Origin of the sequence: Pantoea sp. AS142 (assembly GCF_037152305.1) — a bacterium.
Lineage (GTDB): Bacteria > Pseudomonadota > Gammaproteobacteria > Enterobacterales > Enterobacteriaceae > Pantoea.
The window spans coordinates 992,471-1,009,145 of record NZ_JBBCMO010000001.1 but is presented as its reverse complement, the minus strand read 5'-3'; the positions used below and the strand labels follow the sequence as shown (position 1 = coordinate 1,009,145).

The window sequence follows — 16,675 nt, the reverse complement described above, 5'->3', positions numbered from 1 at the left end:
AGAACGTGTTCACTCGGTGGAATCAGCATTGCATTCTCCTCTGACAACAGCTTTGCTGTTCAAAGTTTACTCAATCAATGTTGCATTCCACGTAACTTACTAGAGCGCGTAATTTGAGCTGAAGACCTGCACCGCGTGGCGCGTCAGCTCCTCGCGCATTTTAAAATAGGGCGCGCCCATTTTAATGCCAACTTTTTTTGCCTCGGCGCTGCGTGCAATCACACAACCATCGTTGTTCGACAGCACCACCACTGGCTTTCCCTTGAGGTCGGGCCGGAAAACAGTTTCACACGACGCATAAAAGCAGTTCACATCGACCAGTGCGAACATGGTCAGCGAGTCGATTTAATCACAAAGGTTACGACACCAAACACCTCCAGCACATCTTCGGTCTGGATAGCGATCGGTTTAAATTTGGTGTTCATCGGCATCAGTTGCAGGCAGGGATGAAGCTGGAGGCGTTTAACGGTAAATTCACCGTCGACCGCGGCGACCACGATATCACCGTGTGAGGCGGTGAGTGAGCTGTCAACGACCAGCATGTCCCCATCATTGATACCCGCCTCAATCATCGACTCGCCGCTGACCCGGACAAAATAGGTGGCGCTGGGGTGCTGGACCATCAGTGCATTAAGATCAATACGTTGTTCGACATAATCCTGTGCCGGGGAGGGAAATCCGCACGGCACTCGTTCGATATATAATGGCAAAGGCATAACGGCGCGAATGTCCGCAGGTTTAATGAATTCCATAATGTCACCCCCTCTTTCAGATCACTGTATATAAATACAGTAATAGCTAATCCCCCTTTTAATCAAGTGACATGGAACATTTTTAAGCGAACGGGTTGATGGTAATACATTTTTTCTTTTAACGGTTTTTTTAACTGCGGTCATAGTAAGCAGAAATAGGTTATTTTCACCGCACCACGGGAATATCATCGGTTTTTTCTACAGTAACTAATCTTATAAGTTCACATGCTGATTATTTTACTTAAGGGAAATCTGGCAACACCTGTCTGGCCTTTGCTGAGGTTTGAATATTGTGAGCGGCATGGTTATTCTGCTTTTTTAAGCATGGAGGGGTTATGGCAGACGACAAACGAATCAAAAATCTGGAAGAGGCCGTTGCGCAGTTAACGGTTGAAACAACGGTATTAAAAGCGATACTCGGTCAGCAAATTGCGCTGAATAACCTCAATTACAAAGGGAAATTTGACGATGTGCTGGCGGCACTGGCGAAAGAATATGCCGAACGCGGTCTGGAGGAAGGAAATAACCAGGCAATCCATGATGCGCTGCGTCAGTATATTAAATATGAGCCACCCGCGAGGGAATAAGCGGGCTTTCTGGCAGCGTCCGCTTGCCGGGCTTTCCCGGTGCTGCGGAACGCTGCCACCCTCTGACCTGGCCCACCTCAACAGCAGTATCAGGCAATACCTGTCAGCGTTTAAACCTCGCTGTCACTCTCCAGCGCATCCTGAATCGCGTCAGCCAGATTAGCAATTTCATTTGCCACGGCCTGCAGGTCCCACGAGGTTTTAGAGCCGGTTGCTGAAGTGGAGGCGCTGACGGACTCCTTTGCCACAGACAGAGCAGCAGCCACAGCCACTGAACGTTTATGCTGTTCCTGAGTTATGCCCGCGGGCGGAATCGCGAAATAGTCGTGAACCATGATCATTTCCTTGTGATGAAATAAGGGGTCAACCTTAGCCTTCTGAATCATGCGTGGGAAGCGAATTATGCGGCGTGACCTGTCAGACGGCCAGGATTGCAGCAGTACACGCGCCTGATGCGCTTTTCCCGCGCTGAAACCTGTACAGCTTTTGCTGAAATCTACGAAAAAAAGGCTTTTTAACGCTTTAAGGCTGCGTCAGTAAAAACAACAGCCTGTTGACCTGAAAATCACTGCCTCCCTAAAAAATCCAGCATCTCACTGTATTTAATAAATAAATCATCCCACGCCTGTTTATCCCTTTTAAAAAATCATTTTAGATACACCTCCGACCAGAAACCTTTTGTCAAATTTCATTGTACAACTTTGCGATTTTTGTATAACTTTGTTTCGTGATATTAAATCACTTGTAACGAAAGGTGCTTTGCACCGCATCTGAAGGTGTTGTGGATTTCCACCTTCAGATGCAATTTTTTTTGCGTCAGCCGGTTACCGAATCTGAATCGACGCAATCTCCCGCAATTTCTTATGAGGCCTGACATGCAAACAACGATGAATACAGAGTCTCAGATTTCTGATTACTTCATGAACTCTGGTACAGCGCTGACCACGGAAAAACAGGTCATTGCCGCGGTTCATACTGAACTCGCCCATGCGAAAGCTCATGTCTCAGATAAAGACATCGTACTGGGTCTGATTCACCGCCTTGAAAGCGAGCGTGACGTGGTTAAGCAGGATCTCTACCGTCAGGCTCTTGAACATGTTCTGCAGCGTGCTTCGTCGACCAGCGAGAGCTAAGAACCTGTGTCTGTTAAGATGGAACGCAAATAAGCATGGATGCTTTTCCAGTCCGGAATCAGCCCCGCTCAGGGGCTTTTTTTTCTCCTGCACTCAATCAGTCATCCTCTTCTTACCGCTGATATTGCCTGCCCTATCGGACCAGATATAGCGTCAAAACTCACCGTTTTTACCGCTTATTTCACCTTAAATCCGGATTAACTGCTCTCGTTCCGCTTTATTTATCCGTTGTCTGTGTCCAGGGATTGCCCTGCATCCACTGCAAACACAGATGAAGAAATAATCATGTTCCATCATTCATCAAAACTTCAATTCCCGGTTCGGGTAGAGAAACCCGATCCAGAGTTTGCCATGCTGTCACAGCAGACCATCGGCGGCATCAATGGTGAGATTCGTGTCGCGATGCAATACGTTTTCCAGAACACCAGACCGATATTCTGGGTGAGGAGTCGCTGCCCGGCAATGCCCGTCCCGGTTCCGGTGCGCAGTCAGAGCAGACTGACGGCATCACACCACCGAACGCTGAATGGCTCGCCTGTCAGGGTCAGATGCCCTGACAGGTTTATCCCCTCTTTTTTACGGAGGGACAGTGATCTCATCCACCCAGCGTCCATCTCCCCCTTTCGCAGAGCAGCCGCAGACGTGGCCTGGCAGCGCCGCCGTGATGCAGCCACAGCCCAAACACGGCGAAGAGTTATCAGAGTTCAGGCCGCCTGGCGGGTACCAAAAGCGATTATTTTCGGCAGGAAGGTGCCGACAGACTAATCGCCCAACGGGATAAGCATGAGGATGCCAGGACACCGCCTGACGGGGCGCGGCCACCGGTCAGCCTGTGCGCAGGCGCCCGCTTGCGTGATGCTGGTCAGTGATAAAGCCCGCGACATTTCAGGGGCGACAGTCGCTGTTAAGGGGGTGTGGCCATTATTTAATGTTCGCCGATTCCCTGGCGCTTTCGGCCAGAACATCACCCATCCGCTGCTGCGCTATGGCCCACAGGTAAAGCTGTTCCCGCGCCAGATTCTTCATTTTCACTTCGCACATGATGTCAAAATCCTGGAACGACAGCGCCCACGCATTCAGCGTCGGATTAAAGAAGTAGTCGGAGTGCGCCCGCAGTTTGCTTTTGCTCACGCCCAGCTGCGGCTGATCGGGCCAGCCCTGCTGCGGAATGATCCCTTCTTGCGAAATCGAGTAGTGCAGCACCGGTCGCACGCCGTGCCAGGAGTCGATCACTCTGGCAACACGCACATCATCAGGCTGGATAAACTCACTCTCTTTTACCCAGTGATGGTGAATATCCAGCACCACCGGACAGAGCGATGCCGCCTGCAGCACATCATCCAGCGAGCAGGAGATCTCATCATTTTCAACTGTCAGCATCAGCCGCGCTTCCGGGCTGAGCTGATTGAATGACCGTTTAAAGCCGTCGAATCCCGCTTTGCCATTCATATGGATGTTGATTTTAAAATCCTGGAAGGTTTTACCGTAGCCCATCAGACAGGCGCAAAGCGTGTGATACTCCACATCCTCCAGCGCGCGAACCACCACGTCGGGGTTATCGGAGGCCAGCACGGTATATTGTCCCGGATGGAATGAGAGCCGGATATGATGCGCCCGCGCCAGTTCGCCACAGCGGGCAAACAGCGGATGCAGCTCGGGCAGAAATGCCGTAAACAGCGGCGTGGCCTCGGGCACCGTGTAAAGCGGCAGCAGATCGCTGCCGATACGCATCATCCTGAGTGGCTCAGGTAACGTAGCCAGATGCTCAAGGGTCAGATAGAGATGATTAAGATTGGTAACGGTGATCTCATAAACCAGCTGATTGCGTTCATCGTGCGGTAAGCTCAGAAACCGTTTACGGGTAGTGGCGCGAAACGGGAAAAACTGTTTGCCATCACTATTGAGATACTTACATGCAAAGCCTAATTTCATGTCTGCTCCTGATTTATGCTTATCAGAAGTGTAACAGGCCTCTGGCGAGCAGCCAGTCGCGCGCCACAAAGCTGGGCTGAGTAATGACCGGGGGGCTCACTATGCAGGGTCACGAGATCCAGCGCATTGCCATAGAAGCGGCTGAACGGCTGCCCGCCGCAGAATGCAGCTATCCATTCAGGCCGAAACATCAGGTTTATAAAGTGTGTGGAAACGTGTTTTTACTGCTGACCGAATTGCAGGGTGTGCCGGTTATTACCCTGAAATGCGAACCGCAGCAGGCGGCGTTGCACCGGGTTATCTGTCCCTCGATCACCGCTGGTTATCATATGAATAAGCGTCACTGGATCACGGTGAATCCCGGCGATAGCCTCTCGCCCGGGCTGATTCAGCAGCGGGTTGAGGCGTCGTATCAGCGGGTGGTGCGCGGCATCCCCGCCTCACGCCGTCCGGCCTGGGTGGGATAAAGACCGAGGACGGGTTGCGTGTGTTAACCCGCGCCGGAAAGACCGTGAGTTTGATGACAGGCTTTTCTCAATAGCAGGCGCCGAATTTATCTGGCACCTGCCAGCATTTCAGCGGGTTATCCGATTCCGCCCCGGCACTCAGTGATGCAGCATCTCATCCACCACCTGCGGGTTCGTCATCTGGTAAGGATAATAGGTCGGCCAGTTGTCCATCTCAGCCAGCAGAGCCTGCTGAGAGTCGTTGCCCATAAAGATATGGAAATGGGCAGATTTACGTGGCCCGATGGTGTGGTCGCTGAACTGCACATATCTGGGGGCTTTGCTGCTGGTGTCCTGACACTCAAACAGGTAGCGCACCCCCTTTTTGCCCGAGCTGTAGGTCAGAATTTTGTAGCCCGCATACCGGTAAGGGCAAGCGCTGACCCGATCGCCGATGTGGAACTCCATTACCCCATTTTCGATACCGAGCGTATCGACGTCAGTGGCATAGCCTTTGCGGTAATAGGCTTTAAATTCCTCTGCCGTTTTACGGTGATCCTGCTGCGCTTTTTTCTGCCAGACCGGATCCAGTTCCCCGCTTTGTAGCAACGGATAAACCGACTGCCACAGCCCGTCCCAGTCAGAGAGCGGGCGGTCTTTCACATCGCGGTCAGCAAAGACCCCTTCCGCCGCTTTCTGCTCCATGGCTGACAACGGTTTTCCATGTGCATGCGTGCCGTGTGCCAGTGCCTGCTGGCTGACTAACAGCGCGCCTACGATGACCATCCACTTACCTGCATGATTCGCCAAAACCCGATCCTCAATCAACGTCACAAAATGAAATGTTATGATATAACATTTCAAATATCAACGTAAAATGACAACTCCCCGCATTAATTTTTTTTATTGGTTTACGTCCTTGTCAGGAACCCCCCACTCCCCGGCGGCGGGCGGATCTGATCTGGCAGCAACGCATCCGCCCGCCTGTCACGCGCGGACTGACGCGCCGCTAAGCCAGGCGGCACAAGGTGTGGATAAGCGAAGCGATAGCCCGCGTTGAGAGATAAGCCGGGTTTTTCTTGCGGACGCAAAAGGCGCAGCCACCGAGGTAAAATGGCCGATTTATCCTCAGTATTGTTCAGGTTGTTCTATATTTAGTCTCGTCGAAAGTAAAATAACAGATGGAGCATGGATTAATGTCGAAAGAAACAGAGAAGAAACCCCTGAGCCACCGCGCACCCACTACCGGCCCGGAATCATCAGAATCCGGTCTGGGTTCGCTGGCACCCAAAGATGGTTCGCATCAGCCCCCTGCCGAACCGACCCCGCCAGGCAAGCAGCCCACCGCGCCAGGCAGCCTCAAAGCGCCGCAGACGCACAATGCCAAACTTGACCAGCTTGAGGCCAGCCGTAAAAACGGCACCGACCGCGCCCTTACCACCAATCAGGGCACACGCATTGCCAACGATCAAAACTCTCTGCGTGCCGGTTCGCGGGGTCCCACGCTGCTGGAAGACTTTATTATGCGTGAGAAGATCACGCACTTTGACCATGAGCGTATCCCGGAGCGTATCGTGCATGCCCGTGGCTCTGCCGCCCACGGTTATTTTCAGCCTTACCGCTCTCTGAAAGATCTGACCAAAGCGCAGTTCCTCAGCGATCCCGAACAGACCACCCCGGTGTTCGTGCGTTTCTCCACGGTTCAGGGCGGAGCAGGATCTGCTGATACCGTACGTGACATTCGCGGTTTCGCCGCCAAGTTCTACACCGAAGAGGGTGTCTTTGACCTGGTAGGCAACAACACGCCGGTGTTCTTTATTCAGGATGCGCATAAATTCCCTGACTTTGTGCATGCCGTTAAGCCAGAGCCGCACAACGAAATCCCGCAGGGCCAGAGCGCTCACGACACCTTCTGGGATTACGTCTCTCTGCAGCCGGAAACCATGCACAACGTGATCTGGGCGATGTCTGACCGTGGTATTCCGCGCAGTTATCGCACCATGGAAGGTTTTGGTATTCACACCTTTCGCCTGATCAACGCCGATGGGAAAGCGACCTTTGTGCGATTCCACTGGAAGCCAGTGGCCGGTAAAGCCTCGCTGCTGTGGGATGAGTCGCAGAAACTGACCGGTCGCGATCCCGACTTCCATCGCCGCGACTTGTGGGAAGCGATTGAAGCCGGTGATTTCCCGGAATATGAACTGGGCCTGCAGCTGATCCCGGAAGAGGATGAGTTCAAATTTGACTTCGATATTCTCGATGCCACCAAGCTGATCCCGGAAGCGCTGGTGCCAGTAGAGATCGTGGGCAAGATGGTACTTAACCGTAACCCGGACAACTTCTTTGCCGAAACTGAGCAGGTCGCGTTCCACCCCGGCCATATTGTGCCAGGTCTGGATTTTTCCAACGATCCGCTGCTGCAGGGCCGCCTCTTCTCCTATACCGATACCCAGATTAGTCGCCTGGGCGGCCCGAACTTCCATGAGATCCCGATTAACCGTCCAACCTGCCCTTACCATAACTTCCAGCGTCAGGGCATGCATCGTCAGGATATCGACACCAATCCGGCTAACTATGAGCCGAACTCGATCAACGATAACTGGCCGCGCGAAACCCCACCCGCAGCAGAAGGTGGCGGCTTTGAAAGCTATCAGGAGCGGGTTGAGGGTCATAAAGTGCGTGAGCGCAGCCCCTCGTTCGGTGAATATTATGCTCAGCCACGCCTGTTCTGGCTAAGCCAGACTGAGTTTGAGCAGCAGCACATCATTGGGGCTTACTCGTTTGAGCTAAGTAAAGTGGCGCGTGCCTATATCCGTGAGCGTGTGGTGGATCATCTGGCGCATATCGATATCAAACTGGCGCAGGGCGTGGCCGATAACCTGGGTATCGCTCTGACCGACGAGCAGCTGAACATTCAGCCTCCTGCGGCGGTTAACGGCCTGACTAAAGATGACAGCCTGAGCCTCTATGCGATTCCGGATGGTGAGATCAAAGGCCGTCAGGTTGCTCTGCTGCTCAGCGATGGCGTGAAGGCGGCTGATGTGCTGGCGATTTTGCAGGCGCTGAAAGCAGAAGGTGTTCACGCCAAACTGCTGGCACCGCACATGGGTCAGGTTCGCGCTGATGATGGTTCGGTGCTGCCGGTCGATGCAACGTTTGCGGGTCTGCCCTCTCTGACCTTTGATGCGGTGATGGTGCCGGATGGCAATATCGATGCTCTGCTGTTAAGCGGCGATGCCCGTTACTTCCTGCTGGAAGCCTACAAGCACCTCAAGGTGATTGGTCTGGTGGGTGAAGCGCGTCGCTTTAAGGCGCAGTTCGGCCTGGACGATGCGGATCAGGAAGATGGCATTGTGCAGGGCGACTCGGCGGAGAGCGCGCTGACCTCTGAGTTCACTCAGGCAATGAAAGCGCATCGCGTCTGGTCACGCAGCCAGAAGGCACAGTCCGTCCCGGCCTGATGTCAGGGGCCGGCTATCACCGGTATGCTGCCGCGCCACGCCATAAAAAACCGCCCCTGTGGCGGTTTTTTTATGGCTGGTGCCGGAACATCTGTGCAGTACTTCGTTCGGGGCGATGCAACGGTCTGACGTTCCGGTATCAGAAGGTCTGCCAGTTTTCATTGTCCGCCAGGCGGGCAGGCTGAACTTTCGACGTGGAGACCGGCTTTGCCACTGGCGCGGCAGAGAAAGCCGCAACAGTGCCGGTTTTGAATACCGATACCGTTTTACGCAGGTAGCTTGCCTGCTCCTCCAGTGAAGCGGCGGCAGTCGCAGACTCCTCCACCAGCGCAGCGTTCTGCTGCGTCACACCATCCATTTCCGAGACCGCTTTGCAAACCTGTTCAATGCCACGGGTCTGTTCCGTCGAGGAGGCTGCAATCTCTTCGATCAACTGCGTCACCCGGCTCACCGACGTCACAATGCTCTCCATCGCGATGCCCGCCTGAGAAGCATGACCGGCACCGGTTTTGATCCGCTCGGCTGAGCGGTCAATCAATCCCCGGATCTCCTGCGCGGCACTGGCGCTGCGTCCGGCCAGCGAACGCACTTCACCCGCCACCACGGCAAATCCACGCCCCTGCTCACCGGCACGCGCGGCTTCAACGGCGGCGTTTAACGCCAGAATATTGGTCTGGAAGGCGATGCTGTCGATAATGGCGATAATACCGGCAATCTGACTGGAGCTTTCGCTGATCTGATCCATGTTGGCAATAACCCGGGCAACGGTCTCACCGCCCTGCATAGCCGTGGCGGAAGCCTCTTTCGACACGGTGGTCGCCTGCTGGGCATTATCTGCGTTGAGTTTCACCGTTGAGGTGAGTTGCTCCATACTGGCCGCAGTCTGTTCCAGCGCGGCAGCCTGCTGCTCGGTTCGGGAAGAGAGATCGGTGCTGCCGGCAGAAATTTCCGCTGCACCGGTAAAGATAGAGCGAGTAGCGTCATCGACCGATGTAATGGTCACCACCAGCGCATCGCGCATCTGTTGCAGTTCCTGAATCAGCAGGCCCATTTCATTGCGACCTTCATGCTGAATATCTGAGGTTAAGTCGCCCGCCGAAATGGTGCGCATATGACCGGTCAGCCTGCCCAGCGGCCCGATCAGCAACTTTTGCAGTCCAATCCAGACCGCCACGCCAATCACCCCCGTGATCAGGCCGATGGTCAGCAGCGTCCAGAGCGCATCTGTCAGGCTACGCTGGTTATGCTCAGAGGTATCTTTAATCAGCTGGATGTTCACCGCACGCCAGGCCTCATAGGCAGTGTCGAGCTGGTCCTGCGCCGCCTGCGCTTCAAGGTTGCCATAGCCTGGGTAGTTGCCCTGCTTCAGAAAAGTAATGGAGGCCAGCATGGTGTCACGCATCTGCTGATAGGCTGTCTGAACCAGCGCCGACTGAGCGTCACTCTGTCCCTCTTTACGCGGCAGCGCCTGCCAGGCTTTGAAATCCACATCGGCTGCCTCCGCTGACTTTCCAGCCTGCTCCAGCAGCGCCGCCATGGCCGACAGGGCGTTGGGATCCTGCTGATTTTTCAGAAAACGAATCGCCACGCGGTTGATGGTGACACGGGTTTTAATCAGGGTTTTCACTGCATCACTGAGGTGCTGCTGCTGCAGCGTAAGCTGCTCTGCAGCCACGAAGTTTTTGTCGGCTTTGGATACGCCATTGTAGAACAGGAAACCGGTCAGGGTCAGTAACGTAATAAAGACGGCAAGCACCGCCAGAATACCGTGAGTAATTTTAAGATTTTTAAGCATATCCGCAGGCTCATATCAGAGAAGATAAAGCTGTTATCGGCCAGCGAAGCGTTTATCTGAGTGCTGTAGCAGAGGAGGTGACACGCCACAGGACGCTGGGTGTAGCCAGCGCGCCGTTTACGGCAGAAAAAACGGTGCGGCTCCGCCTGAACGCATTCGGCGCTTAACAACCGCCCCCGTGCTGTGGTTGAATTCGCCCCTTACATTTTTCGCACGTGGTTATCATGCATTACATTCAGAGTCTGATGAGTTTTATTGAGGGAAACAGGGTGCTGTCGATCAGCTTCAGTCTGCTGCTGCTGATTATGGCCGGGATGGTCACTCACCTGATCTGCAAATTTTTTATTGTCAAAGTGATCAGGAAGGTCTTTTTCAGCAACCATAAAAAAGACGTTCCGCTGGATAAAGATGTCCGCCTCTCTCAGAAGCTGTCAAATTTTGTGCCGGTGATTGTGGTCTATAATTTCCTGCAATTTATGCCGGGCCTGCCTGAAAATCTGAAAGTGGCGATTCAGACCATCTGCGGCATCCTGTTTTTTGTCTATCTGTCTCTCTTCTTCAACGAAGTGCTGGAGATTGTTAACAACTCCTATTCGCGCAAATCGAAGCGTAAGAATCACTCCATCAAGGGCTATATCCAGATTGGCAAAATCCTGGTGCATATTATCGCCGCAATCATGATTCTGGCGATTATGTCCAACAAGTCACCCGCGATTATCATCTCCTCGCTGGGTGCGGTCGCCGCAGTGCTGATGCTGATCTTCCAGCATACGCTGCTGTCGCTGGTGGCCAATATTCAGCTCTCTTCCAACGATGTGCTACAACTGGGCGACTGGATTGAGATGCCGGACAGAAATATCAGCGGCGAGGTGACCGATATTGCGCTGCATACCATCACCATCCGCAACTGGGACAACACCATTTCACGCATCCCGACCAAGAACTTCCTGACCGAGACCTATACAAACTGGCAGGCGATGTTCTCCTCCGGCGCGCGCCGCATCATGCGCAGCTTCTATCTTGATCAGAAGTCGATCACCTTTGTGAATCAGGAGATGCTGCAGGCGATGAGTCAGAACCGCATCGCCAGCGAATCGATCACTGCGCTGCTGGATGGACGTGATATCAGTGCTGTCGGCGAGCGCTGGTTTATGGAGAACGGCATCACCAATCTGATGGTGTTCCGTAAATTCCTGACCGCCTGGCTGACCCAGCGTGAGGATATTAAAAAAGAGATGTATATCGTGGTGCGGCCGCTGAAGCCGTCGCCGGATGGATTGCCGGTGGAGATCTACTGCTTCACCTCCTCTATTTTCTGGGCCGATTATGAAAATACCCAGGCGGCGATTTTTGAGTATATCTATGCGGTGGCCCGTTTGTTTGAACTGCAGATTTACCAGCATCCGGCAGGGTCTGATTTCGCCCGGCTGGCTCAGCCGCGTCCCGATAGCCGGGAGGCAGAGCAGAACGGCGGGTAATAACCCGTGACGCGCGGTGGCGATCTGCCGCCGCCACCGTAATTAACTTTTGCTCAGCGCATAATTCAGCACTTTGTCATTTTTCATCTGCACGGTCAGCGTCTGCCCCTCAGTGGTGTTCAGGGTGCGCGCCTCGCTGTAGGTCCACTTCAGCAACCGCTGGCCGTCCGGGTAGGGCGTTTCACTGTCAGGCTGTCCAAACAGCGCGATGAGCTGGGCTTTAGTGGTCTGACCGGCATGAATATGCTGCAGATTACCGCTATCCAGCCGATGTCCGACCCGGTTAGAACAGGCGGAAAGCAGCAACAGCAGCATGGCAAACAGAACGCTTTTCCTCACGTAACATCCTTTTGAAGTGTTCAGCGCCGCAGGTCATCCAGCGCGACCTGCGCGAGCGCGCTTAAGCTTATAGCGAATCGGCGCCATCCGGCAGGATTTTTTGCGCCTGTCCCTCTCCTTTTACCCCGACCGATGCCGATTCAGAGCAATTAACGCAAATTAATGCCACCAGCTGCCCCGCCGCCCTGCGATTGCAACATCTTAGTCTATGATTATTCTCTGTATGCCGCGTGGAAGCGGTCTCACTCCCCCCTTCCCGCCGCATCACGATGAATATCTGTCCAGCTTCCTGGCTGAAGAGACACGCCAACTCACCTGGCATCCTGGTCTCGCGACCAGGTTTATGATTTTTGACGCTTGCGTTATCGACATCCTTTTCGTGCGGTGGAGACCATCGTGCATTTCCAGGCTAAATGAGGCAACTGAATGGAATCCAAATCTTTTTTTAAAAGTTGGGGCGCAGAACGGGTTGCCAGTGACGAGGTGCGCTTCCGCCTCTGGGCAACCGGTCAGCAACGCGTGACGCTGCGTCTCTCCGGCAAAGACATTGAAATGACGCCGCAAGCTGACGGCTGGTTTGAAACTCAGGTCGCTGGCGTGGCAGCGAATGCCGAATATGATTTTGTGCTGGCGGATGGCACCGCGGTGCCCGATCCCGCCGCACGCGGCCAGAAAGCGGAGGTCAACGGCCCCTCGCTGGTGATCGATCCTGACGCTTATCAGTGGCAGAACACGAACTGGCAGGGTCGCCCGTGGCAGGCGTCGGTAGTGTATGAACTGCATATCGGCACGTTTACACCGGAAGGCACCTTCCGGGCGGCAATGGAGAAGCTGCCGATGCTGGCTGACACCGGCATCACCATGATTGAAGTGCTGCCGGTCTCACAGTTCGGCGGCCATCGCGGCTGGGGCTACGATGGCGTGTTGCTCTATGCACCGCATGCTGCCTACGGTACGCCCGATGATTTCAAAGCCTTTATCGACGCGGCACACGGTCACGGTCTGTCGGTGGTGCTGGATATCGTGCTGAACCACTTCGGCCCGGAAGGCAACTATCTGCCACTGCTTTCGCCTGACTTCTTTCACAACGCGCGCCAGACGCCCTGGGGCGCGGGCATCGCCTATGACGTTGATGCGGTGCGCCGCTACATCGTGGAAGCGCCGCTCTACTGGTTGCAGGAGTTTAATCTGGATGGCCTGCGCTTTGACGCCATCGATCAGATTGACGATCCCAGCGAAAAGCATGTGCTGATTGAGATTGCTGAGCGCATCCGTTCGACGATCACCAACCGCCCTATCCACCTCACCACCGAAGATTGCCGTAACGTGACTTTCCTGCATCCGCGCGATGAAAACGGGCACGCCCCGCTGTTCACCGGTGAATGGAACGATGACTTCCATAACGCCGTGCATGTGCTGGCAACCGGTGAAAATCACGCCTACTACCAGGATTTCGCCGATCGGCCAGAACAGCGGGTAGCGCGGGCGCTGGCGGAAGGCTTTGTCTATCAGGGCGAAGTTTCGCAGCAGTCGGGTGAGCCGCGTGGCGTGAAAAGCAGCCGCCAGCCGCCGGTGGCCTTTGTCGACTTCATCCAGAATCATGACCAGATTGGCAACCGTGCGCAGGGCGAACGGCTGATTAGCCTGGCTGGCGCAGAACGCACTCAGGTGCTGCTGGCCACGTTATTGCTCTCACCCCATATTCCGCTGCTGTTTATGGGCGAAGAGTATGGCGAAACCCAGCCGTTCCTGTTCTTCACCGACTTCCACGGCGATCTGGCCAACGCGGTGCGTGAAGGTCGTGCCAGAGAATTTGAAGGCCATGCCGGTCATGGCGAAAGTGTGCCGGATCCCAACGATGCCGCCACCTTTGAACAGTCGAAACTTAACTGGCAGCGAGCAGAAACGCCGCAAGGTCAGCAGTGGCTGGCACTGACGCGCCAGCTGCTGGCCCTGCGTCAGCAACATATCGTGCCGCTGCTGCAGACCGCCAATGGCGATGCCGGTCAGGTGATAAGAACGGCGGACGGTTTTCTCTCGGTGCGCTGGGACTTCCCGCAGGGCACGCTGTCACTGGCGCTGAACGTTGGCGACAGGACGCAGCCAATCCCCGACTTACCGGGCGAAACCCTGTTTGCCTGGCCGCAGGCCGCCACCGAACTGACGCCAGACGCTATTGTGGTGCGTCTGGCTAAGAGAGAAGCAGAATGAATATTCCAACCGCAACGTATCGCATCCAGTTCCGCAACGGCATGACGTTTGACCGTGCAGCGGCGCTGGTGCCCTACCTGAAACAGCTGGGTATCAGCCATCTTTACGCGTCGCCGATCTTCAGTGCTACCGCCGAGTCGACCCACGGCTATGACGTAACCGATGTCAATCAGATCGAGCCGTCAATTGGGGGTCGTGAAGGGTTTGATCGTATGGTGGCCGCGCTCAAAACTGCCGGGCTGGGACTGATCCTCGATATCGTACCTAACCATATGGCCGCTTCGCTGGAGAACCCGTGGTGGCGCGACGTGATTGAACAGGGTGAACAGAGTCGCTATGCGCACTATTTCGATATTGACTGGTCACGCCGCCTGACGCTGCCGTTCCTCGGTGACACCTTTGAGGCGGTGCTGGCAAACGGTGACATCAGCGTGCAGCGCGATCCCCAGACCGGCAAACCGGCGCTGGCCTACTTCGACAATTTTTATCCGCTGGCACCCCACACCTGGCAGGATCGGGAAGCGGCGGTGCTCGCCCTGCGTGATGCAGCACAGATTGCTGAACTGCATGACCAGCAGCCGTGGCGACTGATGTCATGGCGCGATGCGCCCAACGATCTCTCCTACCGTCGCTTTTTTGAAGTAACAGGCCTGGTGGGCGTGCGCGTGGAAGACAAAGCCGTCTTTGATGCCACGCATCAGCTGATCCTCGAACAGGTCCACAGCGGCGCGGTGCAGGGATTACGCGTGGATCACGTGGATGGCCTGGCCGATCCGCGCGGCTATCTGGAACAATTACGCCAGTCTGCCGGTCCCGACTGCTACCTCACCGTAGAGAAGATCCTCGGTGACAATGAACAGTTACCTGACGAGTGGCCCGTTTCCGGTACCACCGGTTATGAGTTTATGGCCACGCTGGCCAATCTGCTGGTGGACAGCGATAACCTGGGCGGACTGCGCAAGGCGTATCAGGCGGTGATTGGCAAAACCGTCGATATGAAAGCGGAGCTGCGCGCCGCCAAACTGCTGATGGCGAACCGCAATTTTGCCGGTGAATTTAACCGGTTACTGCAACTGGCACTGAAAATTGCCCACGCAGACGGCACGCCTCAGCCGGAAGCCGAACTGAAAAATGCGCTGCGTGAGCTGCTGGTGGCATTCCCGGTTTACCGTACCTACGGTACGCCACAGGGGCTGACACCGGCCGACACTGCGCTGTTGCAACAGGTGATCAGCCAGGTAAAAGCCAGCGCCCATGCGCCCGACAGTGAGGCGCTCGACTTCCTGACCCAGATTCTGCGTGCCGAGGTTGTCGGCTCTGCTCGCGAGGATGCCACGCAATTCCGCACCCGCTTCCAGCAGCTGACCGGCCCCCTGATGGCGAAATCGGTGGAAGACACCCTTTTCTTCCGTCAGCACATGGCGCTGGCACTGAATGAAGTCGGTGCTGAACCGCTGGCGCGCCACTTCTCACGGGATCAGTTCCACGCGGAGATGCAGGCGCGGCGCGAACATCAACCTGATGCGCTGTCAGGCACCTCAACGCATGACACCAAGCGCGGTGAAGATGCCCGCGCGCGGCTCTATACCCTGACCGAAGCGCCGCAACACTGGGCGGAGTGCGTTAACCGCTGGCGGGAGATGAACCATGATCAGGTCGTGCGCCTGAAAGATGGTCCGGCACCGGAACCGGCTGTTGAATGGATGCTGTATGAAGCGCTGGCAGGCGTCTGGCCAACCACCCTGCAGCCGCAGGATGCAGAAGGTCTGGCGGCGCTGGAAGCCCGTTTTTTGGTCTATGTAGAAAAAGCATTGCGTGAAGCCAAACTGCGCACCGACTGGGCCGACAATAACGACGCCTATGAAGAGGCCGTACTGGGTTATGCCCGTCATCTGCTCGCCCCCGCCAACAGCACCTTCCTCAGTGACTTCTGCCCGTCGCTGCAACCCTTTATGCGTGCCGGACTGGTCAACAGTCTGACCCAGACGGTGGTGAAACTTACCGCGCCTGGTGTGCCTGATATTTATCAGGGCAGTGAGGCGCTGGACTTCAGTCTGGTCGATCCCGATAACCGCCGCGAGCCCGATTTTGACGCGCTCGCCGCGATGCTTAGCACGCCACAGCACGATGGCAGTGAGGCGCACTGGCTGCGCGGTCAGGTCAATCAGCAGGCGATTGTGAAGCTACTGGCGCTACGTCAGCAGCAGCCTGCACTGTTCCGCCACGGTGACTATCTGGCGCTGTCGGCAGAGGGGGAGCAGCAGGATAAGGTGCTCGCCTTTGCCCGCACCGAACAGGACCAGGCGGTGATAGTGATTGTGTCACGCCGGGTCTTTAGCCCTTTGCCGGACCACCTCGATCAGCCGCCCGCTGCACGCTGGGCGAATACTGTCATTGCCCTGCCCGCAGCACTCGGCCAGCGCCACTATCAGGATGTGTTGACCGGTAAAGCCATCACTGCCGCCGACCAGTTGCCGCTCACCGAGCTGGCGTCGCAGTGGTGCGCCGTGCTGGTGGCACGCTGAAATCCGGCATGAATTA

Annotated in this window: 14 protein-coding genes and 1 pseudogene; 8 read left to right on the top strand and 7 right to left on the bottom strand. The window is 55.4% G+C overall.

Features of this window, described 5'->3' with window-relative positions; translation table 11 throughout:
• Positions 1-102: 102 nt before the first annotated feature.
• Together WFO64_RS05075 and umuD are read right to left on the bottom strand one after the other, a co-directional pair.
• A pseudogene (locus tag WFO64_RS05075) lies at positions 103-330 on the bottom strand (Y-family DNA polymerase); the annotation flags it as partial.
• Positions 331-332: 2 nt separating this feature from the next.
• Positions 333-752, bottom strand: a complete 420-nt coding sequence (gene umuD, locus WFO64_RS05070; RefSeq protein WP_337009446.1) for a translesion error-prone DNA polymerase V autoproteolytic subunit — start codon at positions 750-752, stop codon at positions 333-335.
• Between the two features lie 335 nt (positions 753-1,087).
• Here umuD and WFO64_RS05065 point away from each other — a divergent pair, with 335 nt between their 5' ends.
• Positions 1,088-1,339, top strand: a complete 252-nt coding sequence (locus WFO64_RS05065; RefSeq protein ID WP_337009444.1) for a hypothetical protein — start codon at positions 1,088-1,090, stop codon at positions 1,337-1,339.
• A 110-nt stretch (positions 1,340-1,449) separates the two neighbouring features.
• Here WFO64_RS05065 and WFO64_RS05060 read toward each other — a convergent pair whose 3' ends face one another.
• Positions 1,450-1,674: a hypothetical protein gene (locus WFO64_RS05060; RefSeq protein WP_337009441.1), complete on the bottom strand. Its 225-nt coding sequence runs from the start codon at positions 1,672-1,674 to the stop codon at positions 1,450-1,452.
• 540 nt (positions 1,675-2,214) lie between these two features.
• Between WFO64_RS05060 and WFO64_RS05055 the strand changes: the two genes are divergently transcribed.
• Together WFO64_RS05055 and WFO64_RS22515 are read left to right on the top strand one after the other, a co-directional pair.
• Complete coding sequence (locus WFO64_RS05055; protein WP_337009439.1) at positions 2,215-2,472, top strand: biofilm development regulator YmgB/AriR family protein; 258 nt, start codon at positions 2,215-2,217, stop codon at positions 2,470-2,472.
• A 285-nt stretch (positions 2,473-2,757) separates the two neighbouring features.
• Positions 2,758-3,237: a manganese catalase family protein gene (locus WFO64_RS22515; RefSeq protein WP_442956121.1), complete on the top strand. Its 480-nt coding sequence runs from the start codon at positions 2,758-2,760 to the stop codon at positions 3,235-3,237.
• Between the two features lie 156 nt (positions 3,238-3,393).
• Here the strand turns inward: WFO64_RS22515 and WFO64_RS05040 are convergent, their stop codons facing one another.
• A complete protein-coding gene (locus tag WFO64_RS05040) occupies positions 3,394-4,404 on the bottom strand; it encodes a UV damage endonuclease UvsE (protein ID WP_337009438.1) in 1,011 nt (336 codons plus the stop codon).
• Between the two features lie 101 nt (positions 4,405-4,505).
• Here WFO64_RS05040 and WFO64_RS05035 point away from each other — a divergent pair, with 101 nt between their 5' ends.
• Positions 4,506-4,871, top strand: a complete 366-nt coding sequence (locus tag WFO64_RS05035; RefSeq protein WP_337009436.1) for an MmcQ/YjbR family DNA-binding protein — start codon at positions 4,506-4,508, stop codon at positions 4,869-4,871.
• Between the two features lie 138 nt (positions 4,872-5,009).
• On the opposite strand, the gene zinT is transcribed toward WFO64_RS05035, so the two are convergent.
• Positions 5,010-5,636, bottom strand: coding sequence for a metal-binding protein ZinT (zinT, locus tag WFO64_RS05030; RefSeq protein WP_337009536.1), 627 nt, complete (start codon positions 5,634-5,636; stop codon positions 5,010-5,012).
• A gap of 410 nt (positions 5,637-6,046) precedes the next feature.
• On the opposite strand from zinT, the gene katE reads away from it, so the two are divergent.
• The gene (katE, locus tag WFO64_RS05025) at positions 6,047-8,311 is read left to right on the top strand and encodes a catalase HPII (RefSeq protein ID WP_337009434.1); all 2,265 of its coding nucleotides are present in this window, start codon (positions 6,047-6,049) and stop codon (positions 8,309-8,311) included.
• A 139-nt stretch (positions 8,312-8,450) separates the two neighbouring features.
• Here the strand turns inward: katE and WFO64_RS05020 are convergent, their stop codons facing one another.
• Positions 8,451-10,106, bottom strand: coding sequence for a methyl-accepting chemotaxis protein (locus tag WFO64_RS05020; protein ID WP_337009432.1), 1,656 nt, complete (start codon positions 10,104-10,106; stop codon positions 8,451-8,453).
• A gap of 224 nt (positions 10,107-10,330) precedes the next feature.
• Between WFO64_RS05020 and WFO64_RS05015 the strand changes: the two genes are divergently transcribed.
• Positions 10,331-11,584 carry a mechanosensitive ion channel family protein gene (locus WFO64_RS05015; protein WP_337009430.1) on the top strand — a complete coding sequence of 418 codons (1,254 nt, stop codon included), beginning with the start codon at positions 10,331-10,333 and terminating at the stop codon, positions 11,582-11,584.
• 42 nt (positions 11,585-11,626) lie between these two features.
• Here WFO64_RS05015 and WFO64_RS05010 read toward each other — a convergent pair whose 3' ends face one another.
• Entirely contained in the window at positions 11,627-11,899 is a 273-nt protein-coding gene (locus WFO64_RS05010; protein WP_442956126.1) for a hypothetical protein, read from the bottom strand.
• 450 nt (positions 11,900-12,349) lie between these two features.
• Here WFO64_RS05010 and treZ point away from each other — a divergent pair, with 450 nt between their 5' ends.
• Positions 12,350-14,134 carry a malto-oligosyltrehalose trehalohydrolase gene (gene treZ / locus WFO64_RS05005; protein ID WP_337009426.1) on the top strand — a complete coding sequence of 595 codons (1,785 nt, stop codon included), beginning with the start codon at positions 12,350-12,352 and terminating at the stop codon, positions 14,132-14,134.
• A complete protein-coding gene (gene treY, locus WFO64_RS05000) occupies positions 14,131-16,659 on the top strand; it encodes a malto-oligosyltrehalose synthase (RefSeq protein ID WP_337009425.1) in 2,529 nt (842 codons plus the stop codon). Before treZ ends, treY begins: the two co-directional genes overlap by 4 nt.
• Positions 16,660-16,675 lie beyond the last annotated feature (16 nt).